The following is a 24,359-nucleotide window of genomic DNA, read 5'->3' on the forward strand; positions in this document are numbered from 1 at the left end:
ATGAAACTTGTTATTCATGTAATCCGTAAAATTGTCAAAGAGCTTCATGGGGAGGGATTGGTTTGTTTTTAATAGGGATCCAGCTTTTTTTGATTCTTTTATTCCTTTTTTTCGGCTGGGCGATCGTGAAAAAAGAGTGGTATTGGCTGATATCAAACTTTAATGGCAAGCAGAAGGATGAGCAGCAGCAATTAATCAGCAATGGGTATCCACAAAGAGTCGGCAAGCTTATGCTAATGACTGCCGCTGGAATGACGATGTTGCTTCCTTTGAGTTTTACATCTTTCAACTACTCTATCGATGTTCAGTTCGGTTTCATGCTTATCTTTCTGCTTGGCGGTCTGATTTATCTATCCAGGTATGAAATCCAGGAAAAAAGAAAACGAAGCTATATCATCAGCTCTGCTATTACAGTTGCCACACTCGGTCTTTTGACAGGACTGTTTTATGTTGGATATCAGGATTTCGAGCTGACGGAGCATACCGACTCTTTTGAAATCACAGGGATGTACGGCGGAAAGTGGAACTTCTCTGAAGTACAGAAAGTTGAACTTTTAGATCAAATGCCTGAAGTGACATGGAAACAAAATGGCTTCGGACTGGCGACTTTAGCAAAGGGCCAATTCAAAGTAAAACATTACGGCAGCAGTCTGTTATTTATCCACAAAGATTCACCGCCATATCTATACATTGAAGCAGATGAAGAAAAGATATTCATCAACAGCAAGGATCCGAGGCAAACAAAAGAATGGCACGACCTGGTATTAGAAAGAATGAAATAAGTTATTCGTTATCCGGTCAGTTCAGCTGCTCGATTCACCCAAAAGATCAGTTTTTGATACTCAAATTGAAACAGTATATTTGACGTCTACTCATTCCAGGAGTAATCTATATACTGCTTACAAATAGTAACCTACTACATCTTTGGAGGAATCAATATGAACTCAACCGAGACAAGCCTATCCACGGTAATCCGTGAACGCCGGTCAGTCAGAAAATATGATCCGAATTTTAAAATTTCCCGCGAAGAGTTATTAGACATTTTAAAAGAAGCTGCTCTAGCTCCTTCTTCAAGTAATCTGCAGCCATGGAAGTTCCTCGTAATCCAGGACGAGGCTGTCAAAAAGGAATTAAGGGCAATCGCCAATAATCAGGAACAGGTGGAAACTGCATCGGCAGTCATTGCTGTTCTTGGTGACAGGGAAATGTATCGTAATAGTGAACAAGTGTACCGCAGTTCTTTCGAAGCTGGTTATATGGACGAAGCAACAATGGGCATAATGATTGAGAACTCTAACAAATTATACCCTTCTGTTCCTGTTGACATGAGAGAAAACATCGCATCCTTTGATGCCGGTCTTGTATCAATGCAGCTTATGCTGATTGCAAAAGCCCGTGGATATGATACTGTTCCAATGGGCGGCTTCAACAGGCAGCAATTCATCGAAAAGTTCAACATTGAAGATCGTTATATGCCATCCCTGCTGATCGCCCTGGGCAAGGCAGCAGCACCTGGACATAAGACGACTAGACTGCCAATCGAAGAAATTGTCGAATTTATTTAGGAACAAAAAAGAACTAGCCATCTGAGACTAGTTCTTTTTTGACTATTTCTTTGGAATTTCACAACCATCGTCGTCGCAAATCATTCCATCATCATTGTTCAAGACAGTGATTTCACTCTCAGCAATGACTTTTTTCAATGACTGGACGATGACCTCAGTAGGTTGAGCGCCAGTGATTGCATATTTCTTGTTGATCAGGAAGAATGGCACACCTGTGATTCCATACTGCTGGCCAGTACTTTCATCAGCACGTACTTCTTCGGCCATTTCATTGCTTGCGAGCATTTTCTCTACAGCTTCGCGATTCAGTCCGACCTCCACTGCTAAGTCCGCCAATGTTTCATGGTCACCAATATGCTTAGAATCCGTAAAGTAGGCACGCAACAGCCTTTCCGTCATCTCAGCCATTAATCCATGCTTTTTCGCGAACATCGTCAAACGATGGGCATCGAATGTATTGGTCAAAATCAGTGTATCGATATTATATTCAAGGCCTGATTCTTTGGCCATCTGCACCATATTCTGCGTGCTCGCTTTTGCCTGGGCAATGCTCATTCCATATTTTTTTGCGAGCGCCTCATACATGTTATAATCTATATCCCGCTCCATGTTCGGATCAAGCTCGAAGCAGCGGTACGTTACTTCAATCGGGTGGTCAATCTGTTTAATAGCGTCATCCAGACGCCTTTTGCCAATATAGCAGAATGGTCAAGCAAAGTCAGTCCACATTTCAATTTGCAACCTGAATCCCTCCTGTTGATTATTTCACACTATAGTATAGGTGTTAATCTAGTAAAATACACGAAATACGACTCGGAAAAGCATGTCTTGCTCAACAGCTATTTCTTATTCTATTTCATAAACAAGCCAGTCAGACTGCTTCCCGCCCATTTTATTGTACAGCCCCTGGGCAGCAACGTTATCTTTAGCCGTTTCCCATGTCATATAGGCAAAGTCATTTTCCCTTATAAAGGACAGGCATTTTTTAAAAAGCTGCTCTCCCACTTTCTCTCCTCTGGCAGATCCTTTGATAAACAAGTCATTCAGGATGGCTGCGCGTTTAACTTGCAAAGTGCTGAAGGTAAAATACAAAGTGGCAAACCCCAGCAGCTGCCCTTCTTTTTCAGCCACAAACTGCAAACCAGCTTCAGGATGCTCCAAAAGGTGTTGGATCAGGTTTTTCAGTTCTTTTTCATCGGGAGACGGCTTCTTGTAAAAATCAACTATGTATTGAGTCATAAGGTCGAATAACTCTGGTATATCTCTTTCTTCCACATCACGATAAATAATCTCTGCCATATTCTGTTCCCCCAGTCACACTTTTTCTCCAGGCTACTTTCATTTTCTCTTTTTGATGAGGATAATCCTTCTTATCTGATCAAACAAAAAAAGCTGCTGAGGCAGCTTTTCATTCATTATGCATTCTGTAAGTGCTGGATTTCCTTGAAAGCCTGATGAAGATTTGACTTCACCATGATTCCTTCCAGGTTCAGTCCAAGCGTCACCATTGTATGGGCAACCTCTGGACGAATGCCGGTCATGATGGTTTTTACGCCAACAAGTGAAAGGGCACTGATGACTTTAAACAGCTGATCGGCAACCATGGTGTCTACAATCATGACGCCGGAGACATCAAAGATTAGGTGGGTCAGCTTTAATTTTACTGCCTGATCCAGTGTCTCTTCCATCAATAGCTGAGCTCTTTCTGTATCAACATTACCTACAAGAGGCAGGACACCGACTCCAGGCATTAAAGGAACAACTGGTACTGAAAGCTCAAGCAAAGCCGTTTTGGCATTTTCAAGACTCTGTTGATGTGCTTCAACAAATGTCAGGCTGAAGCTGTAAATCGCATGATCCATCAATGGGTCAATAACATCCAATACATCAAAGAAGACAGAAGCAGGCATATCCTTTGCTTCTTCCCTAATTACTTTCCAAATATGTTCACGATAATAGGTGGTATCTTTTAATGCTTCATCAAGAGAGGCACCTAGCTTATAAATATATTCACCGGTTTCTTTTCCCCAGTTTGTAAGTTTTTCGAACACGATCTTCGGTTCTTCATGCTCAATTAAAGCTTCCCCGAACAGTCCAACAAAATTTGCCCTGACTTCAAGAATTTGCTGTTCAATTTTACCAAAGTCATATTTCTGTGCTTCAGTTAAGACCCTGTCAGAATATCTGTCTTCATGTACAGACTTTGCGATTTGATTCTTCCTGCTAATAATGGCTTCTCCTAAGGCTTGCAGTTCCTTGGTCATAACGATTCCTCCATGTGTTCTATGACAATAATCATCTATATATCCAAATTCAAATATTCCAAATTACACTGTTATAAACCATCATAACGCAGGATAGGAATACAGGACAAGTTTTTGAACCTGGTGCTGTTCTCACTATAGTTATTTTATGTAGTTTTATAAAAAGGATTGCTGCCATTATTAGTTAATAGTTGGAAGCAATCCTTTTTTATAGAAAAATGCAATTAAATCCATTGCTGGTTCAGGCAACTTTTTAGGAAATCGCTCATGGCGATAAAATTTATAAAAGGCCGTCTTTAAGTCCTTCCATTGAGAGCATTCCTTCGTCTGCCGAAATCTTGCCACGTCAATAAGCTTGATGTCATTTTCAGGTGTGATGAGGATGTTCCTCAGATGGATGTCGGACGGGTTGAGACCTTTTCCCCTGGCCAGATTAAGGGCATGATCGACTTCCTCAATATGACCCGGAGAAATCGGTATTCCATTTACCAGACATTGATAGAGCGTCAACCCACGGACAAAGTCGATAACCAGATAATTACTTCCTGATTCATGAAGCTTAGGGAAAAACCTGCTTCCTGCAAGCTGCTGATATACTGCTGCCTCTTCTGCGGCAATCTTGCAAAACTGTGGAAAGAAAACTTTCAAAACCAAATCCGTGCCTTTAATCAGGAACGCGAAAGCACTTCTGCCCTCTCCAATCAGCTTAAGTCTTGGGTCTTTATGAACCAAAACCATTTTTGATCCCCGTACTGAATAAACAACACTTTTTGCCAGATGTTCGTATTGGTTCATGCTCCCTGCCCCTTTCTTAATATACTTAATATACTTAATCCCACTTAATCTCCGCGTCTCAGTTCATTTTTTCACGACCTTAATCATGTCTTCATCCCAGCTTTCTATTCCCTGCTTGAATACAAGCTTTGTTTTAAAGTGATAAGAAATATGCTTGTTGGAGGGGGGAACATCAGTCGGAAGCTGGAAAGTAAATGGAACCACATCATCCCCGTCAGGCTGAATCCTTGTCTCTACATCGATTAAGACCTTATCCAGTGTCTCTTCCTGTTCTGTCTTTAAATCAACCATGACAAGAATACATTCAATTTGCTGCAGTTCCTGTGCAACCGTCCCGCCCTTGATCAAAAACTTCCCATGCACAGAATCTCCTGGGGTCAGAACATCCTTCTTTAAAATAAGGTCGATCTGGGCGGAGCCTACTCCTAGCAGTGACATATACTTTCTTAATAACATGCTGTTCCTCCATAACGTTAACTTTTTTAGATTCATCGTGCGTGGACCCTATTATGGTCAATTCACTTTTATTACCATTCATCTGTATAAGATGTTCACTTCAATAGCGTTACACTCCGATATTTCAATTTATGTTAACAGTTCGCAAATGCTTCTGTGTCGTTTCTAAAAAGGTGCCATTATCAAATATTTTTCCCCTAATTCTTCCTGGGCACTTTTTCAGACACATATTCTCTCTTTATGTGACCCAAATCTTCCTGTGGGCACTTTTCCGGGAACATATTCCCTTTTTATGTGACCCAAATCTTCCTGCCGGCGCTTTTTTGGGCACATATTCCCTTTTTATGTGACCCAAATCTTCCTGTGGGCACTTTTTCGGGCACATATACCCTTTTTATGTGACCCAAATCTTCCTGTGGGCGCTTTTCCGGGAACATATTCCCTTTTTATGTGACCCAAATCTTCCTACCGGCGCTTTTTCGGGCACATATTTCCTTTTTATGTGACCTAAATCCTCACGTTCGCACTTTTCCGGGCACATATTCCCTTTTTATGTGACTCAAATCTTCCTATGGGAGCTTTTTCGGGCTATATACTACGGAACGGCTTTAGCGCAACCGAAAATATAATAAAAAAACCTTCACCTGCCCTGGTGAAGGTAAGAAAACAATAAAAGACCTTCACCATATTTGGCAAAGGTCTTGCTAACAACGATTGTTGCCAACAAAGCCGGGAGTGACCTCCGGAATGACGACTCTGTTGTAAAAGCTACTCCCCTTTAGGAGAACTATTCATTTTGATACTATCATCGTACATAAAAACTTGAATACAGTCAAATATTCTAAGCGGATCGGTTTCCTCTATCGAATAGTACCTGTAAACTTACTTTCCGTTTTTCTTCTCTTTTTCATTGTTTGGATTACCGTGGCTGTCATCATCTTCCTGCTCGTCGTCTTCCACTTCGTCATCTTCTTGCTTTTCTTTATTCTTCTTTGTTTCTTTTACTGCCTCTTTACGCTTCTCTTCAGCTTTTTTCGCTTCTTCTTTACGCTTCTCTTCAGCTTTTTTCATTTCTTCCTTACGCTTCTCTTCAGCTTTTGCTGATTCTTCTTTTTGCTTTTCTTCAGCCTTCTTTTCTGCTTCGCGCTTTTGTTCTTCCGCTTTCTTTTTAGCTTCAGCTTTCTTCTCAGCAGCCTTCACAGCGGCTTCTTCCGCCTTCTTTTCTGCATTTACTTTCTTTTCTTCTACTTTTGAAGCAGTCGTTTTCGATACCGTGCCGGCAACTGTAGCGGCTGCAATATTAACTTGCTGGTCAGCCGATTCAGTCTCCACATTTCCTTCCTCAGTTTCCATTTCTTCTTCAGGCTGTTCTGCTTCTAAGGAGCCTTCATCTTCTGAAATTTCACCACTATCATCTGCATCAGTCTCTTCATCGACTGAAGATTCTTTTTTACCTGCTGCCAGTCCTTTCAACTGTGAAGGATGGACACCCAGCTGCTTGGCTGCCTTTCCAAAACCAACCTTTTCCTCTGTATATAAAACGGCAATCTCTTCCACTGTCTTGCCAGCTGCCTCTGCAAGCCAGAAGATTTGTGCGATTTGTCCATAACCCAACTCCTGCTCACGCAGCTGGGCTACCCTATCCTGATCAAGATCCTTTACCACGTTAGCAACGATCTTTGCTTGTTCTGTTGCTTCTTCAACTTCTTCCTTCAATTCATCTTCGAGTTCTTCGGTAAGCCCTTCCTCAAGATCAGCTGCATTTTCCAACTCTTCTGTCAGCCGGTCTTCTCCATCGGAATCGGTCCCGTCTTCAACAATGACCTCCGTGACCTTCTCTTGCGCTTCCTCAAGCGTTTCTAAATAATCTTTTAACGCCTCTTGTACGAATTCTGTCTTTTCCTCCTCTGACATAGCTGCCGCCTCAGCCAGCCTCTCGTTCGCAAACTCTAAAAGCAGCTCGGCTTCCTTTTCATCATCAAAGGTAATTAAAAGCTTCAATTCTTCAAATAATTGATCAAACGTAAATAAAAACTCGTCTGGTGTCGTTCCGGGATCTGCAGTTTCAATAACTTCCTCTGCGGATACTCCCGTACCAAAAGCAAGCAACCCGATCAAAATTGTTGATGCGAAAAACTTTTTCATTCCAATTTCCCCCACTAATATATTGGAATTAAAATCAAAAAAGTGCTGTCCGAAGAGCAGCACACATAAATCGACTATGTGAACCTTCGGCAACTGGCTGGCATGGTCATGACTTTAGCCCCTGTAGTTTTGCGTCCCCAGGTTTCCCTGGATTTGCCTTTATCGGATTTTAATTCTACTTTTATCATACTTATTCGACACGAAAAAATAAATAAAAATTTTTAAAGTTTGCACCACAGCTACTTCGCTTCCCCGCCAAATTTCCCTTCCTGGTAATCCCGGTATGCCTGGCGGATTTCTTCCATTGAATTCATGACGAATGGACCGTATGCAACGACTTCCTCTTTGATTGGCTGGCCAGAGTAAACCAAAACTCTTGAGCGCTTATTCGCTTTCAAAGATAGGGCGCTTAAGCCTTTGCCAACATCATTGTAAGTTAAAGTTGCTGCTGAAGATTTCTTTAGGTTGGTCTTGCTTTCACCAGCTTCAAGTTCACCTGAAAGTACATAAAGGAACGCATTATGTGTCTCTGGAAGCTCATATGTGAATTCAGCACCTTCTGACAGGCGAATTTCAGATAAAGCAAATGGCACCAATGGTTCCAACGGTCCCTTTACACCCGCGGTTTCTCCTGAGTAGACCTTCAGTGTGCCGCCATCGAATGGGACAACAGGCGCCTCTTCGTTATATACATTCTGATAAGAAGTGGTTGTGCCTTTCAGCTCTCCAGGCAAATTCAGCCATAATTGCAGCGTATGGGCAATGTCGTTTTCCACCGCCTCCTCGGCATGCCTCGCTCCGCTGCCGGCGTTCATGTACTGGATATCCCCTGCCTCCAGGATGCTGTGGCCTCCATGATTATCGATATGTTCCAGTCTGCCGTCAATGACAAACGTAATCGTTTGGAAGCCGCGATGTGGATGGTCGGAAAAGGTTCCGCGCTTGAACCAGTCCTCCGCCATTAGAATGAACGGGTCCAGTTCCCTCCAGTCTTGCGGGTTCAGTACCATTCCTGCCTGCACATGCGGCATGACCCTCTCTTCATATTGAACGGTCCAATGCTTTTTTATATCTCTTTTAAACATTTTTATATCCCCTTTCCAGGTACTTCAATTTTTACAGGTCATTTTACCTTCCCAGTTGCATTAAATTATACCAATCGCAGGTATTATTTTAAATCAAAGATACTTTAAGCTGAGATAAACCCTATCTTAATCAGAGTCCAAGTCCCAAACTGCTATTCTAGAAAAATGCCATTGTGAGAAGGTCTTTCATCCTATATAATATAAATTTGGCTTTTAAATATCGTGGTTCGTAACCATCCCACGTAAAAAAACTAGGAGAGATGAAAATGAATACGAGAATGATTGTCCGAAACGGGATTCTTGCTGCATTGTATATTGCCGTTTCCGCAGTTATCCAGCCATTCGGCTTTACCAATGTACAGTTCCGCGTATCGGAAATGTTCAACCACCTGATTGTTTTTAACAAAAAATTTTTCTTCGGAATTGTATTAGGTGTGTTTTTAACAAACCTGCTCTTTTCCCCGATGATCGCTTATGACCTTGTTTTTGGGGTTGGCCAGTCAGTGATTTCTTTATGGATTACGATTTTCACTGCAAAATATATCAAGAATATCATCGGCCGGATGTTTGTGAATACTCTGGTGTTCACCTTCACGATGTTCCTGATTGCGCTTGAATTGAATCTAGCATTCCAGCTGCCGTTCTGGTTCACATGGCTGACAACAGCCGCAGGTGAATTCATCGTAATGGCTGTCGGCATCCCAGTGATGCTTGCGATCCATAAACGAGTGAATCTTGAGAAGTTGGTATAATTTTAAATAAACGGTTCAGCAGAAAAGTCAGGAAAAGCAAATGTCCATCACCCCTGCTCCACAGGCAGTGAAATAAAAAGAAGGCAAAACGTTTTCACTCGTTTTGCCTTCTTGTATGATGTAACTCTTCCTTGCTCATGCTGTACTCAAACTACTGCAATACTCCGCCAGCCTGGACGTAACGGGCATTGAATTCCTGAAGAAATTGGTTCGTAACTGCTGCATCGTGAATGATCAGCATGTTTTCGTCATTAACATTGTTTCCATTGTTGCTCCAGTTCGTCGATCCGACGATGACAGTAGGGTCACTGTTTGTATCGGCGTCAATCAGCATGGTTTTACTGTGAAGTTTGCGTATTTCTGCATCCGCATAGACTGGTGCGGGATTGTTCCAGCGTGTGTTAGGATTGTTCACACTGGTTTGCGAAGCAGTCCTCCCAGTCATATCCACACTCGCGGACCACCACTGGTTCCAGAAATCCGAATCGAACAAACCTTTCACATCAAATCCAGTCAAGGTTCCTTCCATATCATTATAGGAACCCTCCCACTTATTCTTCAATTCATCCGCTAACGCCTGGTCGCTCCATGCAAAAATCGAGAAGTATGTATTAAAGTCAGCTTCATTCCGAATCACATCAGCCATTTTGCCAACAGCGTTATCCCCAGCTGAAAAATAGATTTCAACCTTCTTACCATTGATATCTAAAACATGTGTGGTGTTATCTGTTTTGCGCGTGCTGAAGTTTGAAGCAACTGGATCTGGATTCAATGCATTGCTTCCCCACATCTCATTGAATTCTGTTTCATAGATGCCGGCAAGCTGTGGCCAGTTAATTTCAACAATCTGGTTTTGGTTGCCGTCAAGGATGCCCTGCTGCATGTTTTCATCAGTACCATAAAGGCCTGTCACGGTAAAATTCCAGGTTCCTGTGAATACCCAGCGATCATCCACTATTGCGAATTTGTTATGCATCTGGTTTCCTGGCCCATAGTAGCTTCCTGCCGATTTTTCCTCTGCTTCAACAAAAAGCCGACCAGTAGTATCACTGTTTCCAACTGTCACAGTTACTTGCTCAATATCTGTAACGCCGGCAGGCAATCCCTTTTCTGTTCTTTTGGCACTGTCTTCAACGGCAAACATAGGTGAGTCTGAAAAAATGACAATATCATCCTCAGTTCCAATGACCGCATCCTGCCCGCGCTTCATTTTTTCAAGATAGAGCCGCATTGTTTCAAATCGTTCTGCGTAATGCGGGTCTGCTGCATCCTTGGAATCCGCAATCACTCGCACATCCACACCCTGTGCCGCCTTCTGGATCAATGTATCAACCACTCGCGGCAGGTTGATTTCATAGGTGGCAAAGTCAATGCTCGTTGTTGCAGAATTTAATCTTTTGATTAAGATATCTTCAAAGTTTACATTATAGTTCGCTTCGTTCCCCGCAGAAGCATATTGCGGAAAAGCACATTTATTAAAATAGACATTCATCGCGCCTTCTGCCTCAGAAACATTATTCAGGCGCTGCGTCCTGTCATCACAAACGCTTGGCGTTTCAGGAGGAGTTGTATTTCCGCCGGCATCACCACCCGAACCGCTGCCATCAGTGGCCGTTGAATTCAGGGCCTTTGGAGTCCCAAGGCCATCGGCATAACTTGCATTGGCTGTCGCCCAGTTTGTCGAATCAAGTCCGGCAACAGCTGGATCAATCCGTTCCATTGTCGCTTTTGCCGTATTATCACCTGCATACCATGAGTCGACCTCATCTATAACAGCACCTGCGGCATTCAATAATTTCAGATATTCAGCTGTATTGCCAAGCGAGCCGCTGTAAATCTGATCAGCCTGGATCCCTGTTACGGATTGGTCATCTGTCTTTTCCAGCAAAAAATAGCCATATGCCGGAATCGTCCCGCTCAGCTTGATTGCCGGGGCACCATCCGTGGCATTGAGCTGCCAGCCATCGAGCACCACATCAGAACCTGAATTGTTGTAAAGCTCAATCCACTCATCGCTATAACTGTTGTTCGTGCCCATCCAGGCGATTTCATTGATGACGACATTCCCAGTCCCTGCTGCTTCCACCTTTGATACAGCGGGCAGGAATGATGGGTAAAGCGTGAAAAAAAATAAAATAATTGCAGGAAAAACAGAAATCAACTTCTTCAACTTTGACTACCTCCTCAAATATAAATCCAAGATAATCATAATGTAAAAAAGTTGTCGAAATATGATGAAAATGTAATTTTTTCAAAAAATGAGTCTTTTTAAGGAGTTTAAATTTGTGTAGAATATCACAACAGAAACGAATGACCCAGGCAGCTTCCAATCCCGTGCCATTTACCGATAAAAAAAACCATTCAGCATGGAATGGGATCAAATTATTTTTCCTTCACTGCCTTTTTGTTTCAAAAACCTTTAGAATCGGAAATAATATCCCTCTAGGTTTGGCTAATGCGACTCTTTCGGACAGTTTTACTACCATTCTCGGAAAATGTGTCCATTAGAACCTCTCTATCGGACACTCTTACAACCTTTCTATGAAAAAGTGTCCGTTAGAACCCCTCTATCGGACAGTTTTACAGCCATTCTCGCGAAAAGTGTCCGTTAGAGATATCTATCACAAAAGCAATACTGAAATAGTTGCGAGTCATCTAAGAGCTGCCATACATTAAGCAACAATCCCCAGCAAAAAAAGCCATGTTATCACTAACATGACTTTTAAAATCAATATGAATCTGTCAGCTTCCACCAGGCAGTCTCTGGAATCTGGTCTTCGCCTAAACAGATGGTTTCTCCGATTCTTGGCGTTGCAATAACGACCCCGGATTCTTTTGCCGCCTGAAGCGCCCTCTCAACTGGATCATGCCAGGCATGAAGCGACAGGGTGAATGCTCCCCAATGGACAGGGATGAGCAGCTTTCCTTTGACATCCTGATGTGCCTGGACCGTTTCTTCTGGAAGCATATGAATCGCTGCCCAGCGTGCGTCATACTGGCCGCATTCCATCAAGGTCAGGTCAAACGGTCCATACTTTTCGCCAATCTCTTTAAAATGCGGACCGTAGCCGCCATCACCACTGAAATATACCTTTGATTCAGGACCAATTATTACCCACGAACACCAAAGCGTTGAGTTACGGTCGGTGAGTCCGCGGCCAGAAAAATGGCGGGCCGGGGTGCACGCCAGCTTAAGACCTTCGAAGGTAAATTCACTCCACCAATCGTGTTCACTGATCTTCCCTTCAGGAATTCCCCATCTTCCCAAATGGCTCCCGACTCCGAGGGGAGTTATGAACTGTTTTACCTTCCCCTTCAACTTCATGATCGAACCATAATCAAGGTGATCATAATGGTCATGAGACAGGACAACAGCATCAATCACAGGCAGCTCATCAATCGCGAAAGGGAGCTTTCCACTGTATCGCTGGTTCCTGACCGGAAAAGGTGTTGGGGCCTTCCCGAACATCGGGTCGAATAAAATCGTTTTCCCTTCTATCTCTAACAGGAAAGCGGAGTGTCCGAACCAGGTGACTTTCACTGAGGAACCTTGATTTATTCCAGGTGTGTAGGCTGCCATCGGAATAGGAATCCTTGGCCTTCTTTCGGAATTGCCTTTTAAAAAGTCCCTCATCATGGAAAGCATCGAACCAAAACTCGTATCCCAGTGGGTTGGGGTCTGGTTGACGAATTCCCCCTTTAGATATTGCGGAGATTGTGCGAATAACTCTTTCTTCTCTTTGGATTGCTTTCCCCCAAAAGCCGGATGAATCTTCAGGACCGCATATCCAAGTACAATAATTCCTGCTATAACCAATATAAGATCGATGATCATGTTAATGTTCAGCACCCTATCTCTTGTATGAGTTCAGAAGGATACACAGTCAGTCCTTTATCATTTTTCTGGGCAACACGATACATTGCAGAAGCCACTGTCCTTCCTTCAATCGCTTTATATTTCCTTAACGGCCCGGTAAAAAGAAAAGGCAGTTTCGAAAAAATGGCCGCTGCCGTCCTTTCGCCAAACCTGAATTCTTCACGTTCCCCCAGCAGGAGAGACGGACGGAAGATGGCAGTTGTTTCAAATGGGATCTGTTTGATTTCCTCTTCGAGCTTCCCTTTCATCCTTGGATAAAAAAAAGCAGATTCAGGGTCCGCGTTCATTGAGCTGACAAGCAAGAACTTCTTTGCTCCCTCCGAACTCGCCAGCGTGGCAATGGAAATTGGATATTCAACGTCTATTTTCCACATCGCTTCCTTCGTTTTAGCCTTTTTGATTGTTGTTCCAAGACAGCAAAACACATCGTCCGCTGTAAATAGCTGTTTTCTTTGTTCGAGCTGATTGAAATCGACGATTCTTTCATCAAGTTTTGGATGATCAATCCCAACCGGCCTTCTTACAATCGCAATGACTTTATCATACTCATTCCCATTCAATAGAAACTGCAGCAGTTCCTTCCCAATCAAACCGGTCGCACCGGCAATCAATGCTGTTTTACCCGCCAAGCAAGCAACCCCCTAATGAAAAGCTTAATACCCTTTATTATTCCACAATTTGTTTGATAAGAAAATTTTAAAAGCAAAACAGCCAGCCCGCGAATGGACTGGCTTTCTATCATTAATCTATCTTTCGTTCTTTTTGCAATTGTGCTCTTCTTGCCGCGATAATCAGGTCTTCAACCGGCGATACGCGCCCAAGTTTATCTTTATGGACAATATGTTTCCGTTCAAATTGTGTGGGACTATCCAACCCGGCAGCCGCTGCCAGATTGTACAGGCCTTCCCGCAGCGAAATGATATAGTTGGCGACACGGTACATCTTCTCATCGACAACCAGGCCATCCTGAAGCTTCTTGTCTGTGGTCGCTACCCCCGCAGGACATGTATTCGTGTGGCATACCTGGGCCATGATGCAGCCAACACTGATCATCATTCCGCGGGCGATATTCACCATATCAGCTCCCATTGCCAGAGCGATGGCGACTTTATCAGGGGTGATCAGTTTACCAGAAGCGATCAGCTTCACACGGTCTCTTATCCCATACTGACGGAGCATTTCATCCACAACCGGCAACGCCGAATGAATAGGGAGCCCCACCGTATCGGCCAGCTCTTGATAGGTTGCGCCTGTCCCGCCTTCACCGCCGTCCACCGTAATGAAATCCGGGCCTTTCCCGCTTTCTTTCATGTAAGAAATCATGTTTTCAAGTGCGTCCATGTCCCCGACGACAATCTTCATACCTACAGGCTTGCCTCCAACCGAGCGCAATTCCTCGATCCAGTCGAACATGGATGGGACATCACTGAATTCATAAAATCTGTTCGGACTGTTAATGGTCTTTCCGACTTCAACCAGACGGATTTTGGCGATCTCCTCGGTAACCTTTGCACCTTCAACATGGCCGCCGCGTGTCTTAGCCCCCTGCGCCAGCTTGATCTCAAATGCTTTTATCTGTGGCATCTCGCTTTTCTTCTTGAATTCTTCCCAGGAAAACTCCCCGTTTGGCTTGCGGACACCAAATAAATCGGGACCGATTTGCATGATGATATCCGGATTCCCTGCGAGGTGGTGGTCGGACAATCCGCCTTCACCTGTATTCATCCACGTTCCGCCTGCAATTCCGAGACCTTTTGACAACGCCTGGATCGCTTTCTCACCAAGTGCTCCATAGCTCATAGCTGACTGGCCTACCTGGCCTTTTACCCTGAATGGATAGCGGCAAGTACTTTCACCAACAACGACAGCGTCTTCATCCTGCAAGTAATAAGGGTCAACCAGCTTTTCCTCGTTGTGTTCCTTCCGTGTGAACAGCCCCTCGCCATCAATCTTGTAAACTCTTGTTTTGACTTTTTCTGCGTTATCGATCTTCATTTCTTCAGCCAACTTCGGAAAAAGCGTATTTCGAATATAAAAGCCTTCTGCATCAAAGTCTTTTAAAGAGCCGAAACCAATCAATCTTTCCTTATACTTCCCTGCCTTAACGACATCCTGGTATTCTTTGCGCGAAAAAGGCTTTCCTTCATTATCAGCATTAAATAAATACTGCCTAAGTTCAGGGCCGATGTGTTCGGTAAAATAACGCACCTTCCCGATGACAGGGAAATTCCTCAAAATCGAATGCTGTTTTTGCTTGTCGTCTTTTAAATATAAATAAATGAATAACAGAATCGGCACGAGTATGATCAAGGCGATGAAAATAAACAAGCCGATCACAAGGTAATCCGTCAAACCCATTTGGATCCTCCTTTCCTATAATGAAGATAATGCTTTTGTTATCATTGTATCCCCGTCTGCTACCTCGAATGTCTTATTAAAAGTTCTCTCCGCCTCAAGCGACTTGACGAGCACCTCAGCCAAGTCCTCGCGTGATATTTCAGCATCATTTTCCTCAAGTGTGACAGCCGCCGATATTTTTCCATCCCCAGGTTTATCTGTAACCGCTCCAGGCTGTATTACAGTATATGTCAGATTTGATTGACGCAGTAATTCATCCGGCATCTCTTTGGCCCCGATGTCACGGCTTTCATCACCTTCCGCTTCATTGGCTGTGATGGCACTCATCATTACAAAGCGCTGAACTCCCTGCTTTTCGGCCTCCTTTACCGTCTCTATGACCGACTCATGGTCCACCATTACTGTTCTGCCCGCTTTGGCTCTTGGATTGATGCCCGTTAGATAAATGGCCGCATCATAGCCCTGGAATAAGCTTGGCAGCAACTTCTCCTCATATATCACCAGTTCATTCGCTCCAAGCTTTTTCAATGTCTCGATTTGATTTTCATTGATGATCACTGCGCATGACGGATATCCGTTTTTCATAAGCTTACTGACAACCAATTCGCCAACACTGCTATGCGCACCGAAGACAATCACCTTCATTTATGTCCCCTCCTTTGGTAAGCTTTTCCGTTTACTTTGTTGCTTCCATAAGCCGGTTTTGTAAAAAAGAGAAACAGATATGATCCGTTTCTCTTTCTTAAATTAAATCATTCGATTCCAGTGGCGGTGTTCTGCTACTGCCTTGATGAATTTCTGGGCTTCACCTGTCACTTCTTTGCTGTTTTCAAAAACGACGACACCTGGGGCTTCTTCATGGCCGATTCCTGCAGCAGCCAGGAGTTCTGCACCTTCTTTTCCTGCACCAACTGCCTTTAAGTGGCTGAACGACTCATCCACAAAATAAACGGCTTCCTTTTTCTGCTTCAGGCTGTCGACACTCTGCTGGCCGCCTGCGATATACAAAGCGTCAAAAAGAACAGAGCTTCCTGTTAAAAGTGTATGCTGGGCTTCAATCTCACTCCCGTCATCGCCCTTGATCATGCCGAGCTGTTTGCTGACAATTTCCGCTGTAATGCCGCTCTTTTTCAAAATCTCCATCACACCGGAAACTTCTGCTCCGTTAAATCCATGATCTGCAAGGATCGCAACCTTTCTGGTATTCGGGAGCTTCGCTGTATTCATTTGGCTTAATGCTGGAGAAGACATAGTCACTTCTGCTGGTTTGCTTTCTGGCTTTTTTGCCCCCAGACTTTCTGCTACCTGCTCAGCCAGTAAGGTATCGATATTGCCGAGCATCTCGACCACCTGCTGCTGTACATCCTTGCTTTTTACCTTACCTAGCTCAAAGCTGAATGCCTGGATCATATGCTCCTTTTCAACATCGGACATGCTGTTCCAGAAAAGGATTGCCTGTGAATAGTGGTCCTTGAAGCTGTCGCTGCGTGCCTGGACTTTTCGGCCATCCACTTTTTCCTGATAATGTTGATATCCACCCTCGCTCGCGGATGAAGTTTTTGGATGATTGCTTTGGAGCGAGTTTTTATGGTAGGCTACCTGGCCGCGGTCAATCGTCATCCTGTGCATTCCATCGCGCTGATTGTTATGGAACGGGCATACGGGCCTGTTTATCGGGATTTCATGGAAGTTCGGACCGCCGAGACGGGAAAGCTGCGTGTCGGTATAGGAGAACAAACGCCCTTGAAGAAGCGGGTCATTTGAAAAATCGATCCCTGGCACGACATGTCCCGGATGGAATGCGACCTGTTCTGTTTCCGCAAAGTAATTGGTCACATTCTGATTCAGCGTCATTTTTCCGATGATCTTGACTGGCACCAGTTCCTCTGGCCAGATTTTAGTCGGGTCCAGAACATCGAAATCAAATTTGAATTCGTCTTCCTCATCAATCATCTGGACGCCAAGCTCGTATTCTGGATAATTCCCCATCTCGATCGCATCAAAAAGATCACGGCGATGGAAATCAGGGTCTTTGCCGGCAAGCTTCTGCGCTTCATCCCAAACCAGTGAATGGACTCCCAACACCGGTTTCCAGTGGAATTTTATAAAACGGGCCTTGCCCTGTTCATTGACAAACCTGAATGTATGGACACCAAAGCCCTCCATCATCCGGAAGCTGCGCGGAATTGCACGGTCTGAAATATGCCACATGATCATGTGTGCGGACTCCGTATTATTCGCGATAAAATCCCAGAACGTGTCGTGCGCTGACTGAGCCTGCGGGATTTCATTATGCGGTTCCGGCTTGACTGCGTGAATCAAATCAGGGAACTTGATCGCATCCTGGATGAAAAATACAGGGATGTTGTTGCCGACAAGGTCGTAATTCCCCTCTTCCGTATAAAATTTAGTCGAAAAACCGCGGACATCACGGACAGTATCGCCTGACCCGCGTGAACCGGCAACCGTCGAGAAGCGCACAAAGACCGGAGTCTTTTTTGACGGATCCTGCAGGAACCCTGCTTTCGTATATTCAGCCATTGGCTCGTACACCTGGAAGTACCCATGAGCCGCAAATCCCCTTGCATGGACAATACGCTCAGGAATGCGCTCATGGTCAAAATGAGTCATTTTCTCACGGAAATGGAAATCCTCCATCAAAGTCGGACCACGCTCGCCCGCCTTCAGGGAATGTTCATCTTCAGAAACACGCAGTCCCTGGTTCGTTGTCAATGCTTCTCCGTCATGACCGGATCTGAACTGTTCCAGCTGCTGATCCTTTGAATTCTCGTTCATAGATTGATGATTCTCATTTCTCTTCACTGATTCATTCCTCCATTTACGATCTGGGAGCATATTATGTAATCGTTCACAAGATGAATGAACAGACCGTTTCACGGTCCTTTCTGTCCATGCCCCTCTATGGACGTATACCACAAGGAAATGCCCGCTAAACGATTAGTTAGCGGGCTGCGTTTTTTATAGATTATTCTTCAAGTATTCTTTTGCATCCTCAGGAGAGGCGAATGCTTTGATAAAAGTGATTTCCTTGCTGTCATTTGCAACCGCAAGGAATCCGTCAGCCACCTGGATGATATCTGCTGATACATTCTTTTGCCCCTCAATCTTTACAGTATCGGAAATGGTCGCCTGGCCCTTATCAACCCATGTCTGAACCTCAACAGCATAAGCATCATAATCCATTCCTTCATAAAACCTCTCTTGCAGATAATCCGTGGTCACCGGATCCTCCTCAGTCTTAACCTCCGTTTCCGGCGGCCCCTCCTGCCCATTCTCACTGTCACCAGCACTACATCCAGCAAGGATCCCAGCAGCTGTTAAAGATATAAGTAGTTTTTTCATAAGGTCCTCCTTGTCGTAAGTTTCTGTTATATAACTCATACCCCATTAAACAAGCGGAATAGTTTTTTTGAAAATTTGGATATAATTGGCAGATGGACTCCGTTTGACGAGGGAGCATGATTCAATCAGTATCAACGGTTATCACAGTCGCTGAACTTGGAACAAATCTGTGCCAACCGGGAATAAAACTTCATAATCGGAATTATAAACAGCTGTCGAAGATAAAGCACAGCTAACCAGATAAAGTTCAACTAACTGGAGATAAATTTCTATCAACTGGAGATAAAACTATGCCAACTGGAGATAAAGCTCAACCAACTGTAGATAAGGCTCAACCAACTGTAGATAAAGCTCAACCAACTGGGGGATTTTAAAGGGCAATTAGTCTTTTCTATATAAAAAAACAGGATTCCGGCTGGGAATCCTGTTTTTTCGTATTTATTTTGACTCTGGTGCTGTGAATGAACGCTGTGCGAGTTCATTTTCAAGCATGAAGAAGGCGTTGCTGTCCTGGTCAATCCGGCGCAGCTTCTGGATGAGGCTGTCGAAGAGTGCCTCTTCTTCGACTTGTTCCTCGATGAACCATTTCAGGAATGTCATCGTTGCGTGCTCACGTTCGTCGAGGGCGATATCTGCCAGATTATAGATGCGGCGGGTTACTTCCTTCTCATGTGCAAGTCCTTTTTCGAACACATCAAGGACAGATTCGAAATCGTTCGATGGAGCATTAAAACCATCGAATGTCACACGTTCACCCATATCATTGATGAAATTGTAAAACTTCATTGCATGGAAGCGTTCTTCCTCTGCTTGTACCATAAAGAAGTTCGCAAAACCATCCAAATTCTCCGCTGAGCAATATGCTGCCATTGCCATGTATGCATGCGCAGAATAAAATTCATAATTCATTTGTTCAACCAATCCATTTACTAGCTTGTCACTGATCATACTAATTCCTCCTCAGTCCATGCAGCTCTGTCTTTTTACGCTAACATAGTTATTTTGCCTTCACAATTGAATTTTACCCTTTTGCGCTGCTTAAAACCATGTTTATCCAACGGGCGGCAAAGAAAAAAGACAGTACGGAAGCAAAAGCTATGCCGCCAGACTGTCTTTCATACATTAAAACAATTCCATCAAAAGCTCCCAGAAGCCTTTCTTTTTCTCAGGCTTTGCTTTTTTCTCTGCTTGCTCTTCTTTTTCGATTGCATTTGTTTTGATGACGAATTGAACGGAGGCCACTTTTTCATTTTTAGCAGAAACAAAGGAAACTGGTTCAAAATCGGATTTGTCGTATTCCTTGATCATCTCTTTGATTTTCTGCTGCATTTGCTCGGGCAGGTTCTTCGTTTCCTCATTCAACTTGCTTGTTCCATCATGCAGTTCGCCGACTCCATTATTCAGTTCACCTGTGCCGGCAGCCAGACCTTCAATTCCTGAATGCAGTTCTTTATAGGAGGTGGCAAGCTTGCTTAATCCCCCAGTATAGCCCACTAATCCTGAATGGAACTGACCGTATTTCGCGGACAATTCGTTGAGCCCTTTTTGCAGCTGTTCCAGGCCGCTCATATCCGTGTCCTTTAAGGAGGCAGAAAGTTCTCCAGCTATCCCATTGAGAGCCGCGCTCATTTCTGACACCGATCCGCTGACCTGCTTCAATGTTGGGTCCACGGCTGCAAAAGCTTTCTGCACCTGTGAATACGTTCCTTTGACTCTCTGGGCAGCTGCATAGGATTCAACCAATTTCTTGACGACATTGGCGTCCGCGCCACTGCTGTATAATGCAGCTATTTCTTCCTCAGAAACCTGTTGTGCCGGAATTCCCTTAATCGCTCCATCCAGGGCACCATAAGCTGCTGCGTAATTTTCCCGCAAAACTGTCAAACCATCGGCTGCCTGGTTCATCCCATCTGCCAATTTAGTCAGTCCTGCTGGCAATTCGCTCAGGCTCCTCATGTCCATTTGAGCAGAATCTCCTGATAGGGATGTACTGATTTTTTTCAGAGCATCGCCAATCGAATTCGATGCACCTACTATTTGTGAGGATGAGCTGTTCAACTCGCTGATGCCATTTTTATATTTTGCCGAACCATCACGGAGACTCGCTGCTCCGTCACTCAATTCCGAAACACCTTGGTTCAATTCGGCAACGCCTTGGTTCAATTCGCTGATTGCATCGGACAATGTGGACATGTCTTCAGTCATGTTCTCCATCTCGGAAGTATCAATCGGCAAGGTTGATGGAACTGCGGCGATACTGATGCCGGTGAATTCAAGATCATCGACTTCTGCCTTGAGGCTGAGATTTTCCTCCTGGCCGGGCATTACCGTAAAAGTGATTTGCTTGTTTTTCCCAGCGTTTGCAACCATCCCGCCATTTGCTTCCAAATTTTGATAACTATTTGAAAGCTGCAGGGAAATTTGCAATAAGTAATTCTCAAAGTAGAGAGAATTTGCTTTTTCATTGGCTGAAGTATGGATCCTGATTTCCAGCTGTCCGTTTTTACCGGCCAGCTCAGATGGGTCAATCTTACGACCATCAAGTAAATAAGAAACATCTATTGACCAGGGCAATTCCGTATTATCAGCCATGTTTCCCTGATAATAAAACTTTCCTTCGGGAGCATCGAATTGGACGGCCTGCCCATCCCGATCCAGTTTAGATAGATTGGTCAGGTTCTTGACGCTGCTATATTCACCATAATCGACAATCTTGCCTGCTTCCGCAACATCCAGCGTATTGACGACATAAATATCATCAAGTTTTCCATTGGCTGTTAACGTGGCATAAACTACCTCATCCTTCGAGGTAATTTTACCTTCCGCTTCTGCCGCAGCTGCAGGATCAAGAAATGAAGGCAAGATCAGCATCAGTGCGAGAGCAGCAGGTAGTAACTTTTTTGTCCTCATCATCATTTCTCCTCATAAAAATTTGCTTTGTAGGTCGTCTTTTTAATGAATCTATCGAATACCAGCAGCATCGCTGGAAGGAGGAACAAGACCATCACGAATGCCAGCAATGCCCCCCTGCCCAACAGCAAGCCGATGGAGCCGACAATTGGGTTTGAAGATGTCATCCATAGAATGAAACCGACGCTCGATAAAATCGCCGCAGAAATCGAAATCGAAAATGTCTTTTCATCCAGGGTTTTTATGATTGCCTTCCTGGCCGACATATCCCGGCGGTTATGCTGGTAAGCTTCCGTCAAAAGGATCGCATAGTCCACGGTTGCCGCCAGCTGGACTGTACTGATGATCAGATATCCGACAAAAACCAGCGAAGAACTGGTGAAATACGGAATCGACAGATTAATCCAGACCGAGGACTGGATCGTGATCAACAGCACGAGTGGTATCGAAATAGACTTAAAGGTCGCCAGCAGAACAATCGCAATCGTTACGACCGTCAACACATTCACGACGAAATTATCCTTGTTGACAACATTCTTGATATCATACAATGTCACGCTTTCCCCCAAACTCAGGGCTTTGTCACCATAATACTTTTCAGCGGCCTTTTCCACCTTCTGGACGATTGAAAAAGGGACATCTCCTTCTGTTCCCTGATTTGTATTGATGATCATCCGGCTGTAATTTTTCGAGTAAAACTCCCTGGTGATCGATTCATCCAAATATTCAGGAGGGATGACCGAACCTACCATATTGACATAGGCAATCACACTTGTGACATAATCAAGGTTCTCCAGTTCCTTGACCAGTTCCGATTCCTTCGCGCGATCCCCTTTTGGAACCAGAAGGACAATCGGCGTGGTTTCGCCAAAGGCTTCCTTAATCTCGGTAAAATCACTGCCCGCTCGTGTCGTTTCCGGCTGCACGCCAAGCCCGTAGGTGAAGGCCGTTTTGCTCTGGGCCAGGAAGCTTGGAACAATGATCGCCAACACCAGCAGCAAGCTTGGGATTTTCAATTTCATGACAAACTTCCCAATACCGGTAAAGCTCGGGACAAAGCTTCTATGCTCTGTTTTATCCATCCATTTATAAAACAGCAGGGTAAGCGCTGGCAAAAACAACATGACACTGATGAAGCTCAGGATGATTCCTTTTACTAGATTGATCCCAAGATCCGAGCCGATTTCGAACTTCATGAAAGTCAGGGCAATGAATCCAAAAAAGGTTGTCGCTGCACTGGCAGTAATTGCCGGGAATGACTTTTTCATCGCCAGCTGCATTGCTTCCTCCGGATTACTCGTTGTCTTCCGGTAATCGGAGAAGCTGTGAAGCAAAAAGACAGCATAATCGAGAGAAACTGCCAGCTGCAGGATTGGTGCGACCGACTGGGTGACGAAGGAAACCTCTCCGATAAAGATGTTCGTTCCCAGGTTGATCACCACCGATACCCCGATGGCTGTCAGAAAAAATAACGGCTCAATCCATGAGTTCGTCGAAATAACGAGAATGAAGATAATGATCGGGACAAGCAGCACCCCGGCATACATCGATTCCTTCCCGGCCATTTTTTGGGATGAAGCCGTATTGATAGCCTCGCCGGCAATTGCACCTTTTTCACCGATCAACTCATAAATTTCATCAGTAATCCTGACTTCATCACCGGAACGGACACTGATTGAGAAGAGCGCATTTCCATCTTTATAATAATTCTCTACCGTTTCTTCATCTGCCATTTCAATTGGGGTTTTCAAATCGACCACATCATCGAGCCAAATCACTTCCCCCACACCATCGATGGCAGACATTTTTTCCTTGTAGGCTATGGCCTCCTGCAAGGTTATATCCTTGATCATGACCCTTGTATCAGGGACATCGGCGGTAAATTCCTGCTCCATGATCTCCATCGCCTTTGTTGACTGGGCATCTTCAGGCAGATAATCTACCATATTATAATTGACTGACACAAAAAATTGCGCCACTGTTGATAACAGCGCAAATAAAGCAAATGCGATGACAACAGCTTTTTTATGCTTAATGATTTTTTCTGCAATGCTGTTCATTTTTAACCTCACTTGAGTCTTTTACATTTTCACCTTATCATTATATAAACACGGTGTTGGCTATTCAACAAACAGTTGCGTACATTACGTACATTACACAACAAATTATCGCTATCTGTTGGAAATAAGAGAAAAAGGACGTTGATTTTTAAAAATGGACAGAAGAAAAAAATACACGAGGATGGTTTTAAAGGAAAGTCTTATGGCATTGCTCAAAGAAAAGCCCATTTCGAGCCTTACGATCAAGGAAATCTGTGAGCTGGCTGATCTCAATCGTTCCACTTTTTATGCCCATTTTTCCAGTCAATATGATCTACTGAACGCAATAGAAGAGGAATTCATTGAAGATATGGTATCAACACTGAACCAATATAATTTTTCCAAAGAAGAAGAGGCTTTAAAAATGACCGACAAGATTCTAGAGTATATTGCCAGGAATAGCGATGTATGCCAAATGCTTCTTGGTGAAAACAGCGATATACACTTCCAGAAAAAAGGGATGAAAATCACCCAGGAATACATCTTCAAAAATTGGATTACCGACAGCCAGTTCGACCGGGAAACATTTGAATATATCAATATCTTTGTTGTCAGCGGCAGTATTTATGTGATAAAAAATTGGGTGGAAAATGGCATGGACAAGACACCAAAGGAAATGGCCGAAATCATTAACAACTTCATCAATCATGGATTGTCAAATATACGATAAAGCGCCAGCCCCAAACCGGG

The 24,359-nt window shown here is 44.0% G+C and carries 21 protein-coding genes and 2 riboswitches; of the genes, 4 read left to right on the plus strand and 17 right to left on the minus strand.

Going from position 1 to position 24,359, the window contains the following annotated elements:
- Nucleotides 1–62 precede the first annotated feature (62 nt).
- On the plus strand, nucleotides 63–782 hold the full coding sequence (locus FS736_RS04330; RefSeq protein WP_144475143.1) for a DUF3784 domain-containing protein: 720 nt from the start codon (nucleotides 63–65) through the stop codon (nucleotides 780–782).
- A 156-nt stretch (nucleotides 783–938) separates the two neighbouring features.
- A complete protein-coding gene (locus FS736_RS04335) occupies nucleotides 939–1,565 on the plus strand; it encodes a nitroreductase family protein (protein ID WP_144475144.1) in 627 nt (208 codons plus the stop codon).
- A 42-nt stretch (nucleotides 1,566–1,607) separates the two neighbouring features.
- Here FS736_RS04335 and FS736_RS04340 read toward each other — a convergent pair whose 3' ends face one another.
- The 7 genes from FS736_RS04340 to FS736_RS04370 all read right to left on the minus strand — a co-directional run bounded on the left by FS736_RS04340 (nucleotide 1,608) and on the right by FS736_RS04370 (nucleotide 8,310).
- Complete coding sequence (locus FS736_RS04340; protein ID WP_260983541.1) at nucleotides 1,608–2,261, minus strand: DsbA family oxidoreductase; 654 nt, start codon at nucleotides 2,259–2,261, stop codon at nucleotides 1,608–1,610.
- Nucleotides 2,262–2,411: 150 nt separating this feature from the next.
- Complete coding sequence (locus tag FS736_RS04345) at nucleotides 2,412–2,864, minus strand: GNAT family N-acetyltransferase (RefSeq protein ID WP_144475145.1); 453 nt, start codon at nucleotides 2,862–2,864, stop codon at nucleotides 2,412–2,414.
- A gap of 116 nt (nucleotides 2,865–2,980) precedes the next feature.
- Nucleotides 2,981–3,829, minus strand: a complete 849-nt coding sequence (locus tag FS736_RS04350) for an STAS domain-containing protein (protein ID WP_144475146.1) — start codon at nucleotides 3,827–3,829, stop codon at nucleotides 2,981–2,983.
- Between the two features lie 180 nt (nucleotides 3,830–4,009).
- Nucleotides 4,010–4,624, minus strand: coding sequence for a protein kinase family protein (locus tag FS736_RS04355; protein ID WP_144475147.1), 615 nt, complete (start codon nucleotides 4,622–4,624; stop codon nucleotides 4,010–4,012).
- Nucleotides 4,625–4,687: 63 nt separating this feature from the next.
- Nucleotides 4,688–5,080, minus strand: a complete 393-nt coding sequence (locus FS736_RS04360) for a sporulation protein (RefSeq protein ID WP_144475148.1) — start codon at nucleotides 5,078–5,080, stop codon at nucleotides 4,688–4,690.
- Between the two features lie 882 nt (nucleotides 5,081–5,962).
- Nucleotides 5,963–7,225, minus strand: coding sequence for a DUF5667 domain-containing protein (locus tag FS736_RS04365; RefSeq protein WP_144475149.1), 1,263 nt, complete (start codon nucleotides 7,223–7,225; stop codon nucleotides 5,963–5,965).
- A gap of 85 nt (nucleotides 7,226–7,310) precedes the next feature.
- Nucleotides 7,311–7,393, minus strand: a riboswitch (cyclic di-GMP riboswitch).
- Nucleotides 7,394–7,464: 71 nt separating this feature from the next.
- Nucleotides 7,465–8,310: a pirin family protein gene (locus FS736_RS04370; protein ID WP_144475150.1), complete on the minus strand. Its 846-nt coding sequence runs from the start codon at nucleotides 8,308–8,310 to the stop codon at nucleotides 7,465–7,467.
- Between the two features lie 216 nt (nucleotides 8,311–8,526).
- A riboswitch (PreQ1 riboswitch) is annotated at nucleotides 8,527–8,571 on the plus strand.
- 5 nt (nucleotides 8,572–8,576) lie between these two features.
- Between FS736_RS04370 and FS736_RS04375 the strand changes: the two genes are divergently transcribed.
- Nucleotides 8,577–9,062 (plus strand): QueT transporter family protein, encoded by a 486-nt coding sequence (locus FS736_RS04375; protein ID WP_144475151.1) that lies wholly within the window; start codon nucleotides 8,577–8,579, stop codon nucleotides 9,060–9,062.
- 151 nt (nucleotides 9,063–9,213) lie between these two features.
- On the opposite strand, the gene FS736_RS04380 is transcribed toward FS736_RS04375, so the two are convergent.
- The 10 genes from FS736_RS04380 to FS736_RS04425 form a co-directional block, all read right to left on the minus strand.
- Nucleotides 9,214–11,232 carry a phospholipase D-like domain-containing protein gene (locus FS736_RS04380; RefSeq protein ID WP_144475152.1) on the minus strand — a complete coding sequence of 673 codons (2,019 nt, stop codon included), beginning with the start codon at nucleotides 11,230–11,232 and terminating at the stop codon, nucleotides 9,214–9,216.
- 558 nt (nucleotides 11,233–11,790) lie between these two features.
- The gene (locus tag FS736_RS04385) at nucleotides 11,791–12,903 is read right to left on the minus strand and encodes an MBL fold metallo-hydrolase (protein ID WP_395883500.1); all 1,113 of its coding nucleotides are present in this window, start codon (nucleotides 12,901–12,903) and stop codon (nucleotides 11,791–11,793) included.
- 2 nt (nucleotides 12,904–12,905) lie between these two features.
- Nucleotides 12,906–13,568, minus strand: a complete 663-nt coding sequence (locus FS736_RS04390; protein WP_144475153.1) for an NAD-dependent epimerase/dehydratase family protein — start codon at nucleotides 13,566–13,568, stop codon at nucleotides 12,906–12,908.
- 112 nt (nucleotides 13,569–13,680) lie between these two features.
- Nucleotides 13,681–15,297 carry an FMN-binding glutamate synthase family protein gene (locus tag FS736_RS04395; RefSeq protein ID WP_144475154.1) on the minus strand — a complete coding sequence of 539 codons (1,617 nt, stop codon included), beginning with the start codon at nucleotides 15,295–15,297 and terminating at the stop codon, nucleotides 13,681–13,683.
- 15 nt (nucleotides 15,298–15,312) lie between these two features.
- Entirely contained in the window at nucleotides 15,313–15,942 is a 630-nt protein-coding gene (locus tag FS736_RS04400) for an NAD(P)H-binding protein (RefSeq protein WP_144475155.1), read from the minus strand.
- 102 nt (nucleotides 15,943–16,044) lie between these two features.
- Nucleotides 16,045–18,093 (minus strand): catalase, encoded by a 2,049-nt coding sequence (locus FS736_RS04405; protein WP_395883501.1) that lies wholly within the window; start codon nucleotides 18,091–18,093, stop codon nucleotides 16,045–16,047.
- 183 nt (nucleotides 18,094–18,276) lie between these two features.
- Nucleotides 18,277–18,660 (minus strand): hypothetical protein, encoded by a 384-nt coding sequence (locus FS736_RS04410; RefSeq protein WP_144475157.1) that lies wholly within the window; start codon nucleotides 18,658–18,660, stop codon nucleotides 18,277–18,279.
- A 438-nt stretch (nucleotides 18,661–19,098) separates the two neighbouring features.
- Nucleotides 19,099–19,608: a ferritin gene (locus FS736_RS04415; protein ID WP_144475158.1), complete on the minus strand. Its 510-nt coding sequence runs from the start codon at nucleotides 19,606–19,608 to the stop codon at nucleotides 19,099–19,101.
- A gap of 174 nt (nucleotides 19,609–19,782) precedes the next feature.
- Nucleotides 19,783–21,570, minus strand: coding sequence for a YhgE/Pip domain-containing protein (locus FS736_RS04420; protein WP_313959700.1), 1,788 nt, complete (start codon nucleotides 21,568–21,570; stop codon nucleotides 19,783–19,785).
- Between the two features lie 2 nt (nucleotides 21,571–21,572).
- Entirely contained in the window at nucleotides 21,573–23,630 is a 2,058-nt protein-coding gene (locus tag FS736_RS04425) for an efflux RND transporter permease subunit (RefSeq protein ID WP_186326655.1), read from the minus strand.
- Between the two features lie 154 nt (nucleotides 23,631–23,784).
- On the opposite strand from FS736_RS04425, the gene FS736_RS04430 reads away from it, so the two are divergent.
- Complete coding sequence (locus FS736_RS04430; protein ID WP_144475160.1) at nucleotides 23,785–24,339, plus strand: TetR/AcrR family transcriptional regulator; 555 nt, start codon at nucleotides 23,785–23,787, stop codon at nucleotides 24,337–24,339.
- The last annotated feature ends 20 nt before the right edge of the window (nucleotides 24,340–24,359 follow it).

Origin of the sequence: Cytobacillus oceanisediminis 2691 (assembly GCF_007678455.1) — a bacterium.
In the GTDB taxonomy this organism is placed as follows: domain Bacteria; phylum Bacillota; class Bacilli; order Bacillales; family Cytobacillaceae; genus Mesobacillus; species Mesobacillus oceanisediminis_A.